General features: G+C 71.4%; 12 protein-coding genes and 1 pseudogene. 8 read left to right on the top strand and 5 right to left on the bottom strand.

The features are described 5' to 3' along the window. Positions 1-15: 15 nt before the first annotated feature. The 3 genes from CHR28_RS01355 to CHR28_RS01345 form a co-directional block, all read right to left on the bottom strand. On the bottom strand, positions 16-1,002 hold the full coding sequence (locus CHR28_RS01355; RefSeq protein WP_094051524.1) for a phosphoglycerate dehydrogenase: 987 nt from the start codon (positions 1,000-1,002) through the stop codon (positions 16-18). 61 nt (positions 1,003-1,063) lie between these two features. After that, on the bottom strand, positions 1,064-2,395 hold the full coding sequence (locus CHR28_RS01350) for an MFS transporter (protein WP_094051523.1): 1,332 nt from the start codon (positions 2,393-2,395) through the stop codon (positions 1,064-1,066). Further along, positions 2,392-3,537, bottom strand: a complete 1,146-nt coding sequence (locus CHR28_RS01345; protein WP_094051522.1) for a tartrate dehydrogenase — start codon at positions 3,535-3,537, stop codon at positions 2,392-2,394. The genes CHR28_RS01350 and CHR28_RS01345 overlap by 4 nt, the downstream gene beginning before the upstream one ends. 150 nt (positions 3,538-3,687) lie before the next feature. On the opposite strand from CHR28_RS01345, the gene CHR28_RS01340 reads away from it, so the two are divergent. From CHR28_RS01340 to CHR28_RS01310, 7 genes are all read left to right on the top strand, one after another. Continuing rightward, positions 3,688-4,674: a LysR family transcriptional regulator gene (locus CHR28_RS01340; RefSeq protein ID WP_094051521.1), complete on the top strand. Its 987-nt coding sequence runs from the start codon at positions 3,688-3,690 to the stop codon at positions 4,672-4,674. Positions 4,675-4,729: 55 nt separating this feature from the next. Further along, positions 4,730-5,449 (top strand): GntR family transcriptional regulator, encoded by a 720-nt coding sequence (locus CHR28_RS01335; protein WP_094051520.1) that lies wholly within the window; start codon positions 4,730-4,732, stop codon positions 5,447-5,449. A 156-nt stretch (positions 5,450-5,605) separates the two neighbouring features. Beyond that, a complete protein-coding gene (locus CHR28_RS01330) occupies positions 5,606-6,901 on the top strand; it encodes an MFS transporter (protein WP_256984057.1) in 1,296 nt (431 codons plus the stop codon). 38 nt (positions 6,902-6,939) lie between these two features. Continuing rightward, a complete protein-coding gene (locus CHR28_RS01325) occupies positions 6,940-8,301 on the top strand; it encodes an acyclic terpene utilization AtuA family protein (protein ID WP_094051518.1) in 1,362 nt (453 codons plus the stop codon). Positions 8,302-8,304: 3 nt separating this feature from the next. Further along, entirely contained in the window at positions 8,305-8,649 is a 345-nt protein-coding gene (locus CHR28_RS01320; RefSeq protein ID WP_094051517.1) for a DUF4387 domain-containing protein, read from the top strand. Continuing rightward, entirely contained in the window at positions 8,646-9,518 is an 873-nt protein-coding gene (locus CHR28_RS01315; protein ID WP_094051516.1) for a PHB depolymerase family esterase, read from the top strand. Before CHR28_RS01320 ends, CHR28_RS01315 begins: the two co-directional genes overlap by 4 nt. A 50-nt stretch (positions 9,519-9,568) precedes the next feature. Beyond that, entirely contained in the window at positions 9,569-10,909 is a 1,341-nt protein-coding gene (locus CHR28_RS01310; protein ID WP_094051755.1) for an MFS transporter, read from the top strand. 78 nt (positions 10,910-10,987) lie between these two features. Here CHR28_RS01310 and CHR28_RS01305 read toward each other — a convergent pair whose 3' ends face one another. Then, on the bottom strand, positions 10,988-11,863 hold the full coding sequence (locus CHR28_RS01305; RefSeq protein ID WP_094051515.1) for a DUF4394 domain-containing protein: 876 nt from the start codon (positions 11,861-11,863) through the stop codon (positions 10,988-10,990). A 287-nt stretch (positions 11,864-12,150) separates the two neighbouring features. Here CHR28_RS01305 and CHR28_RS01300 point away from each other — a divergent pair, with 287 nt between their 5' ends. After that, positions 12,151-13,356, top strand: coding sequence for a PucR family transcriptional regulator (locus tag CHR28_RS01300; protein ID WP_094051514.1), 1,206 nt, complete (start codon positions 12,151-12,153; stop codon positions 13,354-13,356). Between the two features lie 14 nt (positions 13,357-13,370). Here the strand turns inward: CHR28_RS01300 and CHR28_RS38890 are convergent. Beyond that, positions 13,371-13,940, bottom strand: a pseudogene (locus CHR28_RS38890) (CHAT domain-containing protein); the annotation flags it as partial. Positions 13,941-14,030: the final 90 nt, after the last annotated feature.

The following is a 14,030-nucleotide window of genomic DNA, read 5'->3' as shown; positions in this document are numbered from 1 at the left end:
GCGTGGCGGCGGGTGTCATCCGCCGGCCCGGGCGGTGGGGTCGCGGGACAGCAGGTGGGCGTTGACGGCGAACCGGGGGCGGCCCTCCAGGGCGGCCATCACCTCCGCCGCCCCCTCCAGACCGGCGGCGGCACGGGCTTCGGCGGTCTGCCCCGCGAGATGGGAGAGGACGACGATTCCGTCGACGCCGCGCAGCGGGCTGTCGGCCGGGAGCGGCTCCTCGCTCACGACGTCGAGGGCCGCCCCGGCGATCTCACCGGTGCGCACGGCGTGGGCCAGGGCCCGTTCGTCGACGACGGCGCCCCGCGCGGTGTTGACCAGGACCGCTGTCGATTTCATGCGGCGGAAGGCGGAGGCGTCCAGCAGACCGCGGGTGCGGTCCGTCAGCGCGGTGTGCACCGACACGTGGTCGGAGGCCGCCAGCAGTTCGGGCAGCGCGACGAACCGCACCGCTGGGTCCGTCCGCTGATCCTCCGGCACTCCGGTGGTGCACAGCACGCGCATCCCGAAGGCCCGGGCCAGTGGCACCACGGCGCGGGCTGCCGCCCCGTAGCCGATCAGGCCGAGTGTCGAGCCGCGCAGTTCGTGCCCGTCCTCCCTCGGCCACCGGCCGGCCGCGACTCCTGCCGCGCTGTGCACCAGCCGCCGGGCGACCGTGAGCAGCAGTCCGAGGGTGTACTCGGCCACGGCGTTCGCGTTGATGCCCGGCAGGTTGCTCACCGTGATGCCGAGCCGGCCGGCGGCGGCGATGTCGATCGAGTCGTAGCCGACGCCGGTGCGCACGACGGCCCGCAGGCGCGGTGCCGCGGAGAGTACTTCGGCTGTCAGGGGGTCGTGGCCGACGAGCGCCGCGTCGATCCCGTCGAGGGCGGCGACGAGTTGCTCGGGGCCACGCCGTACGACGAGCGGGGCGTGCACCGTCGAGTGACCGTGCGCCCGCAGGGCTTGATCGACGTCGTCGCCGGGCCGCAGGTAGTCCGTGGTGATCAGGATGCGGGGCACGGTTTCCTCGTCTCTGGCTGCGCCGGGCGCGGGTCGGCGCCGCGCCGCGGGGATGGGCTGATCACTGCGCGAGGGTCGGGGCGGTGCGCCGCTGGAGCACCCGGATCCGGGCCACGACGACGATCGACAGCGTGGCGACGACGGCGATGTCGACGAGCATCAGGGGCCAGCCGGTGATGTCGACCATCCCGCCGACCACCGCCGGCCCCAGGAAGCCGCCGCCGGCCCAGCCGACGGTGTACATCCCGGCGTAGGTCCCGAAGACCCGCGCCGAGGGTGCGAGGTTCCACAGGACGACCACAGCGTTGACCAGGAAGCAGGTCGCGCCGGCCGCCGCGAGGCACAGGGCCACCGTGGTTCCCGTCGGGGTCTGGACGATCGTTCCCAGCACCATCGCGCCGGCGAAGACCGACATGCCCCCGGCCATGACCCGGAGCGGTCCGTAGCGCTCGGCGAGCACGGCTGCCGGGTACGCCGCCAGGATGAAGGCGATGCCGCTGGGCAGGGTGACACCGCCCGCGGCTCCCCGTGACAGGCCGAGGGCTTCCATGCCGTAGGGCGTGATGAGGGACCGGGACGCGGCCCATGCGCTGCCGAAGAGGAGGATGGCGAGGAGCAGCAGGAGCCGGCTGCGGTCGGTGTCCTTGAGGATGTCGGCGAAGGTGTCCCGGACCCGTGGTTCGGTGCGCTCGGCTCCGTGCTTCTGGCCGCTCTCGGCCACCGCCGCCCGGTAGGCCGGGGACCCGTTGTCGCGCACGGTGGCCGCGAGCACCCCGATCGAGATCAGCATGATGACCGCGGGGATCGCGAAGGCGAGGCTCAGGTGGTCGTCGACCAGGAGGATGCTGAGGAGCGCGGCGACGATGGCCGTGATGCTGGAGGCGATCTTGACCGCGGCGTTGGCCCGGCTGCGTCGCTCGGGTGCGATGAAGTCCGGTACGAGTGCCTCGGCAATCGGCTTGAAGGTGTTGGCGACGAGCGCGTACGAGAAGAGCACGGCGATCAGGAGCGGCAAGGAGGCAGCGCTGTGCGGGATGAGCACGAACAGGGCGGCGGCGACCGGCATCCCGACCACCAGGTAGGGCATGCGTCGCCCCCAGGAGGTCCTGGTCCGGTCGGACCGGTTGCCGATCCACGGCTGGATGAAGATGCCGAGCAGGTTGTCCATGCCCATCAGCAGACCCACGAGGGCCGCGCTGGTGAGGTGCTCCCGCAGGAGCGGGGGGACCTGGGATTCGTAGAAGTTCCAGGTCGACTCCTGGGCGAAGACCGCGAGCGCGACCAGGAAGGTGATGCGCCGGGTACGTGTGCGCTGCTCGGCCGGCCCGGTCGGGTCCGGTCGGTCTCGGCCCCCGGTGCCGGGGCCGGCGGGTTCGGGGAGGGGCCGGGTCATGGCGTCGCGATCCCCTCTTCGAGGGTGCAACCGGTCGGTGCCGCTCGGCCGTGCCCGGGGTGCGAACCGGCTGCGATGCGGGCCGCGATGGCCTTCCCCAGCCCCACCGTGGTCCCCGGACCTCCGAGGTCGGGGGTGACGGCCTGGGGCTGCTCGTCCAGGACGCTCTCGATCGCGGCCACCACATGCGCGGCCGCCTCGTGCTCGCCGAGGTGGGCGAGCATCATGGCGCCGCTCCAGATCTGGCCGACGGGGTTGGCGACGCCGAGGCCGGCGATGTCCGGCGCCGACCCGTGCACCGGCTCGAAGAGACTGGGGAAGGAGCGCTCCGGGTTGATGTTGGCGCTGGGGGCGATGCCGATCGTCCCGGTGCAGGCGGGGCCGAGGTCCGAGAGGATGTCACCGAACAGGTTGCTGGCGACGACCACGTCGTACCGGTGCGGCTGGAGGACGAACTTGGCGGTCAGGATGTCGATGTGGTCCTTGTCCGCGGTCACGTCGGGGTATCGGGCGGCCATCTCGGCCGCGCGCTCGTCCCAGTAGGGCATGGAGATCGAGATGCCGTTGCTCTTCGTGGCCCAGGTCAGGTGCTTGTCCGGGCGTGACGCGGCGAGTTCGAAGGCGTAGCGCAGGACGCGGTCGACGCCGGTCCGGGTCATGACCGTCTCCTGGACCACCGTCTCGCGGTCGGTGCCCTCGAAGATCCGGCCGCCGATGCTGGAGTACTCGCCTTCGGTGTTCTCCCGCACGACGTAGAAGTCGATGTCGCCCGGCCGGTGGTCACGCAGCGGACTGCGCACGCCGCGCAGCAGCCGCACGGGCCGCAGATTGACGTACTGGTCGAAGCCGCGCCGCAGTTGCAGCAGGCTGCCCCACAGCGACACGTGGTCCGGGACCACCTCCGGCCATCCGACCGCGCCGAAGAAGAGGGCGTCGAACACGCCGAGTACCTCCCGCCAGTTGTCGGGCAGCATCGTGCCGTTCCTCAGCCAGTAGTCGGCGCTGGCGAAGTCGAACTCGGTGACGTCGAGTGCGAAGCCGTGCACCTCGGCGGCTGCCCGCAGGCACCTCAGTCCTTCAGGGACGACCTCGCGGCCGATCCCGTCACCCGGAATCGCTGCGATGCGATACGTCTGCGGCACGAGTCCACTCCCAGTCATGTGATCGATGCGCAAGGCCGCTGGCGGGGGCACGGTGTGCGCGGGCGTTCCGGCCACGGCGCGGCCGGGTCCCACCTTGGCCAGCGGCGACTGTCGTCACAAGCCCGTGACCGGCAAGGTACGTTTTCCCGCATGGAAAGCTCCCCGCGTTCCGGTCGCTCCTGGTCCAAGAGCCGCTCGGCCGTGGACGACCTGCAGTTCTTCCACGTCGTCGCCTCGAGCGAGACGCTGACGGCCGCCTCTCGGGAACTCGGTTGCTCGCTGCCCGTCGTCAGCAAGCGGCTCAGCGCGCTGGAGCGCCGGCTGGACGTGCGGCTCGTCCAGCGCGGTGCCCGCCGGCTCGTGCTGACCTCGGAAGGCGAGCTGTACGCGACGCGTGTGGAGGCGATCCTCGACCAGGTGCGCGAACTCGAGGACACCATCACCGACACGGGCGGGGGGCTGCGCGGATCGGTGGCCGTGGAAGCCACTCTGGGCCTCGGCCGTGCGCACATCGCGCCGCTGCTCGGCGAGTTCGCCGCGGCCCATCCGGACGTGCACGTGAGGATGCAGACGTCCGCGCTCCCGCTGCGGCCGCATCAGCGTGAGTTCGACGTGGCCGTCCACGTCGGCATGCCGCCCGATTCGTCGCTGCGCATGCGGCGTCTGGCCAGGAACCGGCGCGTGCCCTGCGCGGCGCCGTCCTACCTCGCCGAGCACGGCACCCCGGCCGGCATCGAGGATCTGGCCCACCACAACTGCATCGTGCTGCGGGAGAACGAGAGCGACTTCGCGGTCTGGCGCTTCGGGGACGCCGACCGCCCCCGGCATGTGCGCGTGCAGGGCAGCCTGTCCAGCAACGACGGTGACGTGGTGACCGGCTGGGCGCTGGAGGGCCGGGGTGTGATCATGCGCTCCGAATGGCATGTCAGGCCGCATCTGGAGCGGGGCGAACTCGTCAGGATCCTGCCGCACGTGTCGACACCGGCCGCCGACATCTACGCCCTCCTGGAGGAGGACGGGCATGTCCCGCGCCGTGTCAGCGCACTCGTCGACCATCTCGCCGCGCGTCTCCCGCTCCGGCTGGGAATGGAGTCCGCCGTGCGGCCGGTGGGGCTTCACCCGCCCGCAACCGGTTGACGATTCTCGCGCGCGACCGGTTGACAATTCTGCTGTAGCAAATACGGTACTGCGCATGGCACAGCTTCCGCAGCTCACGGTCTCCGCGACACTGGGCGACCAGGCGTACACGGCGATCCGTGAGGCGATCGTCTCGGGCGTCCTCGAACGGGGCCAGAAGGTGACCGAGCGGGGGCTGGCCGAGTCGCTCGACATCAGCCCGACGCCGGTACGCGAAGCACTGCGCCGCCTGGAGCAGGACCGGCTGGTGGAGCGGACCGGTCCACGGTCCGTGCGCATCGCGAAGTACGCGGAGGAGGAGCTGCGGGAGTTCTCCATGATCGGGGACTCGCTGCGCGCGCTGGCCGCCCGGCTGGCCGCGGAGAAGTCCACGGCTGCGCAGAGGCGGCAGATGCGGGCCGCCCTCGACCGGGCGGACCGCCTGCGCGGCCAGGTGATCGAGGTGACTCCCGGCAGTGACGACGAGCGGAGGCTGATCGAGGAGATCCTGCACTGCATGCGGGAGTTCCACAGCCTGGTGGACCAGGCATGCGGGAACGCCACTCTGCTTCAGATGCTGGACATGGTCGACGCCTTCGGCGCGGACGAACGACGCGACACCGTCCTGTCCGAGGTCGGCGACGAACGGCGCAGCGCCGTGGATGCGCGCTACCACCAGCACCGCGCCATCTACGACGCCATCGCCGCCGGGGACGGCAGGCGGGCGGAGGAGTTGATGAACGCGCACAGTCGGGCGTCGAGCTCCTCCCTGCTCACGGCGCGTTTCTCGCACTGAGCGCCAGCGAAGCCGTCTTCCGCTCACCCCGCACGCTATAGCAAATAGCGAGCACAGACCCATCCCGCGCCCGCGAGCATGCCCGAGCGATCCCCGGGCGGCCGGAGCGGTGGACCCACCACGTACGTGCTATGGCATATGGCAAAAGGAGCCGCCGTGCCCGACATCGCGCCTCAGTCCGAGCCGCTTGAGGAAACCCCGGTCGACCACCCCGAGGAAACGCCCACCGCCCGGCGGCGGTTGAACGCCGGGACGGTCCTGTGGGTGTCCCTGGCCGTGTTCGCCCAGGAATCGGTGTGGAACTTCTATGACGCCCAAGTCCCGTCCGAGCTGAGGCAGTACATCGCCTCCGCCGGTCTCGTCGGACTGATCATGGGGATGGACAACGTCCTCGGGGTCCTGATCCAGCCCTGGACGGGATTCCTGTCCGATCGACGCGCCCGGAACGGCAAGAGCCGATGGGCGATCATCCTGACCGGAGCGGCTCTGGCCTCGGTGCCCTTCGCTCTCATCCCGTGGACGCACGGCCTGCCCCTGCTCCTGCTCTGCGTCGTCGGCTTCGCGGCGACGGCCAACGCGTTCAAGGGCATCACGGAGACCCTGGTCTCCGACTACGTCGCCCCCTCCCGGCGGGGCAAGGCCCAGGGCTTCGTGAAGGCCGGGGTCAGTCTCACGATCGTCGTCTCCTCCCTGATCAGCCTCCTCGTCGTCGACCGCAGCATCACGCTGGCGTTCGCCCTCCCGCCCCTGCTGATGCTGCTGTTGCTCACCACGTCCTGGTTCTTCCTGGGCCGACGGCACCGCGCCGTGGACCCGGGCGCGCCGCCCGAGCCGTCGGCCGACTTCACATCACCCTGGGCGGTCGTCAAGGACATGGTGCGGGACCCGTCCCGCGCCCGGGCGCTGCTCATGCTCGGCATCTTCTGCTTCTCCGGCATGTGGTCCGCCCTGCGCTCGCTGCTGACCCCGTACGGCACCGAGGTGCTGCACCTGTCCCGTGGCTCGGCGGGCGGGCTCGCGCTCCCCGGCGCCGTCGCGTTCCTGCTCTGCGTCATCCCGCTCGCCTACGCCTCGTCCCGGCTGGGGCAGGCACGCGCCATGCGTTACGGCGTGGGGGTGTTCATCGTCGGCCTGCTCATCGGCTTCGCCGTCCCCACGGTGCCCGGCACGGCCGTCTCCATGGTGATCACCTCGGTGGGCTACGCGGCCTTCGCCGTCAACGCCCTCGTCTCGCTGTGGAACCTCGCCCCCAACAGCCATGTCCTGGGCACCTACACCGGTCTGTACACCGTCGCCTCGTCCACCGGCGCGGCACTCGGCCCCGCCCTGCTCGGCCTCACCGTCGACGCGACCGGCTGGCGCTTCATGCTCCTCGACGGCGCGGTGTTCGCCGCGATCACCTTCGCCGTCTTCACCCGCCTGGCCCGACGCGTCCCCCCTCCCCCGCAGTGAACCGTCACCCGTCACCCCTCGCGAAGGACACGAACCCCATGGAGTTGCGCATCCTCGCTCCCACCGGAGCACTCGGCGCCGGCTTCGACGCCGCCGCCTTCCGGCGCGGCGTCGCCGCCCGCCCGCACGTCATCGCGTGCGACGCCGGATCGACCGACTCCGGGCCGGCCGCGCTCGGCTCGGGCCGGCCCAAGCTCTCCGCCCAGGCCGTCGCCCGCGATCTGCGCCTGCTGCTCACCGCGCGTGCGGAACTGGGCGTGCCGCTGATCATCGGATCCTGTGGAACGAGCGGCCGGGACACGGGAGTCGACCACGTCGCCGCTCTCGTGCGCGACATCGCCGCGGCGGAGAACCTGCACTTCAGGATGGCCCTGATCTACTCCGACCAGCCGGCCGGACGTCTCCGGCACCTCTATGAAGCCGGTCGTCTCCGACCGCTGCCGCACGCTCCCGAGATCGACCGGGAGTTGTTCGCCCGCAGCCACACCGTCGCCATGATGGGGGTCGAACCCATCCAGGAGGCGCTGGGCGCCGGCTGCGACGTCGTCCTCGCCGGGCGCGCCAGCGACACCGCGCTGTTCGCCGCGCTCCCCCACATGCGCGGCGCGGACCCCGGCCTGACCTGGCACATGGCCAAGACCATCGAGTGCGGCGCCGCCTGCGCCATCCCCCCGTCCGCGAACGGCCTGCTCGTCCACCTGCGGGACGACCACTTCGACGTCACCACGCTCGCGGAGGCCAGCCGTCTCACGCCCCGGTCCGTCGCCGCGCACACGCTGTACGAGAACGCCGACCCGTACCGGGTGGCGGAGCCGTCGGGCACGCTGGACACCCGCGACGCCACCTACGAGGCGATCGACGAACGCACCGTCCGGGTGCGGGGAGCGCGTTTCGTTCCCGCCGACGGCTACAGCAACAAGCTGGAGGGCGCCGAACTCGTCGGCTACCAGACCGTCATCGTCGGAGGAGTGCGCGACCAGGTCGTCATCCGCCGCCTGCCCGAACTGCTCCCCTTCGCCAGGAAGTACTTCGCGGACAAGATCCTCGACGTGTTCGGCGGCGCCGTGCGGCCCGAGGACGTCGACATCGACTTCCGTCTCTACGGCGACGGAGCCGTACTGGCCGCCGTGGAACCGGAACCGCTGCGCCCCCGCGAACTGGGTGTCCTCATCACGGTGACGGCACCCGACCAGGCGACGGCGCACGCGGTCGCCACGTTCGTCGCGCATGCCTGCAGCCACCTGCCGATACCGGAGTACGACGGGCTGGTCTCCACCCTCGCCTACCCCTACTCCCCGCCCGAGACGGACCGGGGCCCCCTCTACCGGTTCACCCTGAACCACGTGGTCACCGGTGTCGGCCCCACGGAACTGTTCCGCACCACCACCGAGGAGCTGTGACCCATGACCACCCTGCTCGACTACTGCTCTCTGGTCCGCTCCAAGAACGCCGGCCCCTTCACCCTCACCTTCGACTTCATGTGCCACGACCAGGCCGCCTACGACGCCCTCGTGGCCACCGGCTTCCTCGACCGGGAACTCTTCGCACGCCTCTACGGCGCCGACCCGGCCGACGTCCTGCTCGTCAACCACCCCCTGGCCCTCGCCGTCAAGGTCTCCCTGCCCCGCCCGACGGTCCAGGGCGACCTGCGCGACAGCGACTGCTACGCGGGCCAGCAGTACGGCCCCCTGATGGACCTCGTCGTGAGCGACCGGAACAACCGGGACGAGGAGGAGCGCCCCGCATGACCGCCGAACGCCCCCTGGCCCCCTGGGACCTGCCCGCCGGGCACCCCGGGGTCGCCTTCCTCACGGGCGCCACCCCCTTCTTCGCCCTCGCCCCCGACCCTCGTTTCTCCTACTGCCTCTACGTCCCCACCGACCACACCCCCGACGGCCCGCCCCTGCCCCTGGTGGTCACCGTCCACGGCACACGACGCCGCGCCGAAACCCTGCGCGACGCCTTCGCCGGCTTCGCCGAACGCCTCGGCTGCGTCGTCCTCTCCCCGCTCTTCCCCGCCGGCATCACCGGTCCGAACGACGTGGACAGCTACAAGCTGCTCTCCCCCGCGGGGTTCCGCCCCGACGAAGTCCTGCTCCACATGGTCGACGCGGTCGCCGCGCGCTGGCATGTGCGCACGGACCGCTTCCACCTGCACGGCTTCTCCGGCGGCGGCCAGTTCGCCCACCGCTTCGCCTACCTCCACCCCGGCCGGCTGGCGTCGCTGTCGGTGGGTGCCCCGGGGCGCGTCACCCTCCTCGACCCCACGGCACACTGGTGGCGCGGCACCGCCGACATGGCGGAACAGTTCGGCACCGACGCCGATCCGGCAGTTCTGCGCGGCTTGCCCGTGCAGTTGGTCATCGGTGAGCACGACACCGACGCGGGCGAACTCGCGCCCGACGGGGACGGGACGGCGCCCGCGGGGACCCACCGCATCGACCGCATCAACGCGCTGCGAGCCAACTGGCGCGAGCACGGCATCGACACACGTCTCGACATCGTCCCCGGCACCGGCCATCGGCACGTCGAGGTCCTGCCGGTGGTGCAGGAGTTCCTCGAAGCCCATGTGTCCGCGTCCCCGCGGCCCCGTGCGCCGGAGGTCACCCGGCCGTGAGGCGCCGTCGGCCCGAGCGGGGCGGATTCGACCGACGTCTGATCGCTCCGCTGATCCTGGGGTCGGTTCTCAATCCCGTCAACTCCTCGATGCTCGCGGTCGCGCTGGTCCCCATCGGCCGCGCCTTCGGCGTGCCGCCGTCGCAGACGGCATGGCTGGTGTCCGGCCTCTACCTCGCGACGGCCGTCGGTCAGCCGGTGATCGGCCGGCTCGTCGACGCGTTCGGGCCGCGTCGGCTCTATCTGGTGGGATCCGCGCTGGCCGGTCTCGCCGGACTGCTCGGCACGCTCGCCCCCGACCTGTGGGTGCTGGTCGCCTCCCGCGTGCTCCTCGGGTTCGGGACGTCGGCGGCGTTCCCGGCCGCCATGTCGTTGCTGCGTTCCGAGTCCGAGCGCACCGGCCGTGAGAACCCCAGTGGCGTCCTCGCCGCGCTGTCAATCTCCAACCAGGTCGTCGCGGTCGTCGGCCCGGCCCTGGGCGGACTGCTGATCGGCGCGGGCGACTGGCATCTGATCTTCGCCGTCAACGTGCCGCTGTCCCTCATGTGCCTCGTCCTGGGCGCCCTGCGGCTGCCGCGCGGGACGCCCTCGGTCGGCGCGTCACACGTCGACGTACCGGGCATGCTGTGGTTCGCCGGGTCCCTGACGGCGTTCATGGTCTTCCTGATGGCCCCGGCAGCCGCCCTCTGGTACCTGCCCGTGCTCGGCCTGGCCGCGGGCTGCGTCTTCGTCCACCGCGAACTCCGCGCGCACCAGCCGTTCCTGGATCTCCGGGTCCTCGCCGGGAACGTACCGCTGCTCGTCACGTTCACTCGGCAGTGCCTCGCCCACATCACCGCGTACGCCTTCTTCTACGGCTTCAGCCAGTGGCTTCAGGACGGCCGGGGACTCAGCGCCTCGCAGGCCGGTCTGCTGTTGCTGCCGCTGTCGGCGACCGCGATCGGCGTCACCGCGCTGACGGGACGCCGGGGCCGGGTGCGCGGGAAGCTCGTCGTCGGCGCGCTCTTCCAGTGCCTCGGCTGCGCGGCGTTGCTGCTGCTCCGTGCCGACACTTCGCCGTGGCTGCTCATCGCACTCAGCGCGGTCGTCGGCATCCCGCACGGACTGATCGGGCTGGCCAACCAGAACGCCCTGTACGCGCAGGCCGATCCCGCCCGCATGGGCGCGTCCGCGGGGCTGCTGCGCACGTTCATGTACATCGGCGCTCTGCTCGCGGCGGCGGCGACCGCCGTGTTCTTCCACGACGGGGCCACCGACGCCGGACTGCACGCCATGGCGTGGATGCTGACCGGTGTGGCCGCGTCGTTCCTGGTCCTCTGCCTGGCCGACCGATCGCTGGGCCGGGTCGCTCACCGCGGGGAAGGTGGCGCGGCGCAGCCGCCGACGCCGTGACGGGCGCCGCGTCCGCCCGGCGGAACGGTGGCCCGCCGGGCGTGCACGGTCCGGCGGACCACCTGCGGGCCGGTGGCGTCAGCTCCCGGTGAGGGTGATCGCCAGGGACGTGATGTTCAGCGGGAACCGGTCGATCGCAGTGGGCTCCCCGGTGAAGAGGTTGATGCTGTAGAGCGTCGGGGTGCTCGCGCCGTAGGGGGTGAGCGAGGCGAAGCCGGCGACCGAGGTCGTCTTGCCGTTGGTCAGCTGGCTGAAGAGGTCGAGGCCCGCGTTGGGCTGCGCGTCGAAGCCGAGGGAGCCGACCGTGGACAGGGTGCCGTTGTTGGCCGGCGCCTGGAGGACGAGGTTGTCCGTCGTGGTGTCGATGCCGTACAGCACCGTCCCGGTGGCGGCGACCAGGTCGTTGTTCGTGTAGCCGGACGCGGTGACGCCCCGGGCCGGTCCGGTGAGCGGCGGCGTGGTCAGGGTGGTGTCCTCGACCGTGGTGTGGTCGTTCAGGTTGTGCCGCAGGTTCTGGCCGTTGTCGCTGACGATGCGCAGCCGGTCCGCAGCCGGGTTGAAGTCGAAGCCGAAGTTGGTGCCGTACAGCGGGACTTGCAGCTGGGAGACCTTGGTGACCACCACGTCCGTGGTCTGGGGCGGGGTCTTGATCGTGTAGAGGCCGCCCTTCTCGCCGAGGCCGTACATCAGGCCGTTCTGGACCCGGTGGTCGATGGCGAGCAGTCTGGTGTCGCCGCTGAGGCCGGTGACGGCGCGGACCCAGTCGAGCACGTTCGGCCGGTCGGTGGTGAAGGTGGCCATCAGGGTGCCGTCGCCGGTGAGCCCGAAGGCCCTCAGGCTGGGGGTCGCGGTGGTGGCGGCCGAACCGGTGCCGGGCGCGCTCACCAGCAGTGCCGCGGAAACGGACAGGACCGCTGCCGTCGCCGCGAGTCTCTTCCTGATTCCGGCTTTCATCGGTTTCATCGGTGTTCCCCTCCCCTTCGATCGAATATCATCGTGCGAAATTGCACGCGCGATACATATGTCTGCGCGTGCGAATTCCGGTGGGTTGCCGACTCCTGTTTAGCTGCCCGCACCGCAGCTCCACAACCGGATCGGGACACCACACCGCTGGGATCCGGGAACTTTGCGCACCATGACAAATGCCCGGTGCAGCAGAGATCGCCGATTCACGCGAAGTGACAAAGCGCGTCCGGATTTCGCCTGTCGACCCGCTCATCTGCGGTGGCAGGCTCCCACCCATGGGGAGCCTCTTCGCCGAACTGGCCCGGCAGGCGCCGACCAACGCCCGCCGCGAGGTCGAGACGTATCTGCGTGAGATTCCGGAGTTCCGTTCGTGGGAAACCAACCCGCGTGCCCGGGCCGAGACGATGGAATACTCGGTGTGGCTGCGGCGGCGCACGATCGAACTGTCTCCGGACAACAGCGAACTGAGCGCCGAGGATCTTCATTACATCGCGGCCATCGGCGAGGTGCGGGCCGGAGCCGGAATGTCCTCGGATTCACGCCAGCAGGTGCTGCAGTTGCACACCATGCTCATGCTGCGCGACATCCAGGAGGCGGCCGAGGTCCTGCGCGGTCGCAATGTCGAGGAACTCATGCAGGTGATGGCCTGGTTCGCCCCGCAGGGCGACCGCGGCATCGTCGCCTACCGGCAGGGCTTCGTGACGGTGCTCCGCCGCCGGCTGCCGTACGTCGAACAGGTCGCCCTGCTGGCCAGGTCGCTCCTGACCGGCGACGCCCTCGCCGCGGACCTCGCCACCGCCCTGGACCTGGAACTCCCCGCGCACTGCGCCGTCACGGTGATCCGCGTGCCGGACCGCCCCGCGGGCGACCGTGATCTGCACCTCGAGATCGAAACGCTCGTGCGGAACCACCGGGTGCCTGCCGTCTGGTGCCCGGAGCACGGCACGAGGGGCGGCGAGCTGATCGCCGTCGTCCCGTGCGCCGACGAGGAGGTGCGGCGGTACGACGCCCCCGCCGCCGCGGCGGACCTCGTCGGGGACTTCGCCGAGGCACTCGGCCGCCCCTGCGCCGCCGGCACCGCCGCCGCGCCGCTCGACGACCTTCCCGACGCCCTGGAACGGGCCCGGCGGATCAGCAGATCGGCGCCGTTGCGGAAGCCGTCCCGCCGGGTGCGGCCGTGCACCGTGGCGGACGTCTTCGTCGAACTCGGCGTCTCCGACGTGCCGTTCGTCGACGCCTGGCTGCGCGCGGTGGCCCGACGGCTCGAACCGGGACCGGACCTCGTGACCACGCTCGACGCCTACTACCGCCACGACATGCAGCGCGGCGCGGCGGCAGCCGCGCTCAACGTCCACCCGCGCACGCTGGACTACCGACTGCGCCGGGTCGGCGAACTCACCGGGATCGACCCGGGCTCGGTGCACGGCGTCCGTACCCTCAGCGCCGTGGTGACACGGCGGTTGTCGGGCGCGTGGGCCTGATCCCGGACCGGAGGTCAGCTCCGTGGGGCCGACGTCCCGGGCGTGGCGGCGCGGGCGGCGGGGCTGCCGTACACGGCGTACGCCAGCCAGGTGGGGTCCCCGCCGTGGTCGCGCAGCGCACGTCGCGCGTTCAGGGACGCCTGCCCCAGACTCCGTCCCTCGGTGACCAGTTGCGCGTAGAAGGTGTCGGCGAAGAGCAGCGCGGAGTCGGACCGTACGGGCCACAGGGTGCCGATGAACGCGCCCGCGCCGGCCCGGAGGAACTGCGGTGCCCAGCCGAGGCTGGTGGAGAACCAGTCGATCTCTCCGGCGCTGCGGCAGGCGTTGAAGAAGATCAGCGGGTGGGTGGTGCGCAGGGCTCCGGAGTGCGTGGCGTAGGCGAGGTCGATCGGGTCGAAGGGGCCGTCCGCCATGGTGACGTGGGAGCCGGCGCTGGTGAAGGAGTTGTGGCAGGCGAAGTGCAGCAGCCCGTGCAGCCCTTCGTCGATGAGGTCGCTGACGGCGGCGCGTCGGGTCAGGGTGCCGCCGTCGGTCACGGCAGCGCCCAGCCTGGCCCGGAGCGCGAGCACTTCGCGCTCCGCCTCGGGGGGCGAGCCGGGCGGCACCACGAACGCCGCTGTGGACAAAGGCAGTTCGCGCACCCGGTCCTGTCCGAAGACGCGGCGGACCACGGG

Source organism: Streptomyces sp. XY006 (genome assembly GCF_002237655.1).
Taxonomy (GTDB): Bacteria; Actinomycetota; Actinomycetes; order Streptomycetales; family Streptomycetaceae; genus Streptomyces; species Streptomyces levis.
The sequence above is the reverse complement of the archived record's forward strand: the minus strand, read 5'-3'. Positions and strand labels throughout refer to the sequence as shown.

Coding starts and splice junctions, on each gene's coding strand:
- CHR28_RS01320 (WP_094051517.1), top strand. CDS start 8,305: ATGACCACCCTGCTCGACTACTGCTCTCTGGTCCGCTCCAAGAACGCC.
- CHR28_RS01305 (WP_094051515.1), bottom strand. CDS start 11,863: ATGAAAGCCGGAATCAGGAAGAGACTCGCGGCGACGGCAGCGGTCCTG.
- CHR28_RS01300 (WP_094051514.1), top strand. CDS start 12,151: ATGGGGAGCCTCTTCGCCGAACTGGCCCGGCAGGCGCCGACCAACGCC.
- CHR28_RS01315 (WP_094051516.1), top strand. CDS start 8,646: ATGACCGCCGAACGCCCCCTGGCCCCCTGGGACCTGCCCGCCGGGCAC.
- CHR28_RS01350 (WP_094051523.1), bottom strand. CDS start 2,395: ATGACCCGGCCCCTCCCCGAACCCGCCGGCCCCGGCACCGGGGGCCGA.
- CHR28_RS01335 (WP_094051520.1), top strand. CDS start 4,730: ATGGCACAGCTTCCGCAGCTCACGGTCTCCGCGACACTGGGCGACCAG.
- CHR28_RS01340 (WP_094051521.1), top strand. CDS start 3,688: ATGGAAAGCTCCCCGCGTTCCGGTCGCTCCTGGTCCAAGAGCCGCTCG.
- CHR28_RS01325 (WP_094051518.1), top strand. CDS start 6,940: ATGGAGTTGCGCATCCTCGCTCCCACCGGAGCACTCGGCGCCGGCTTC.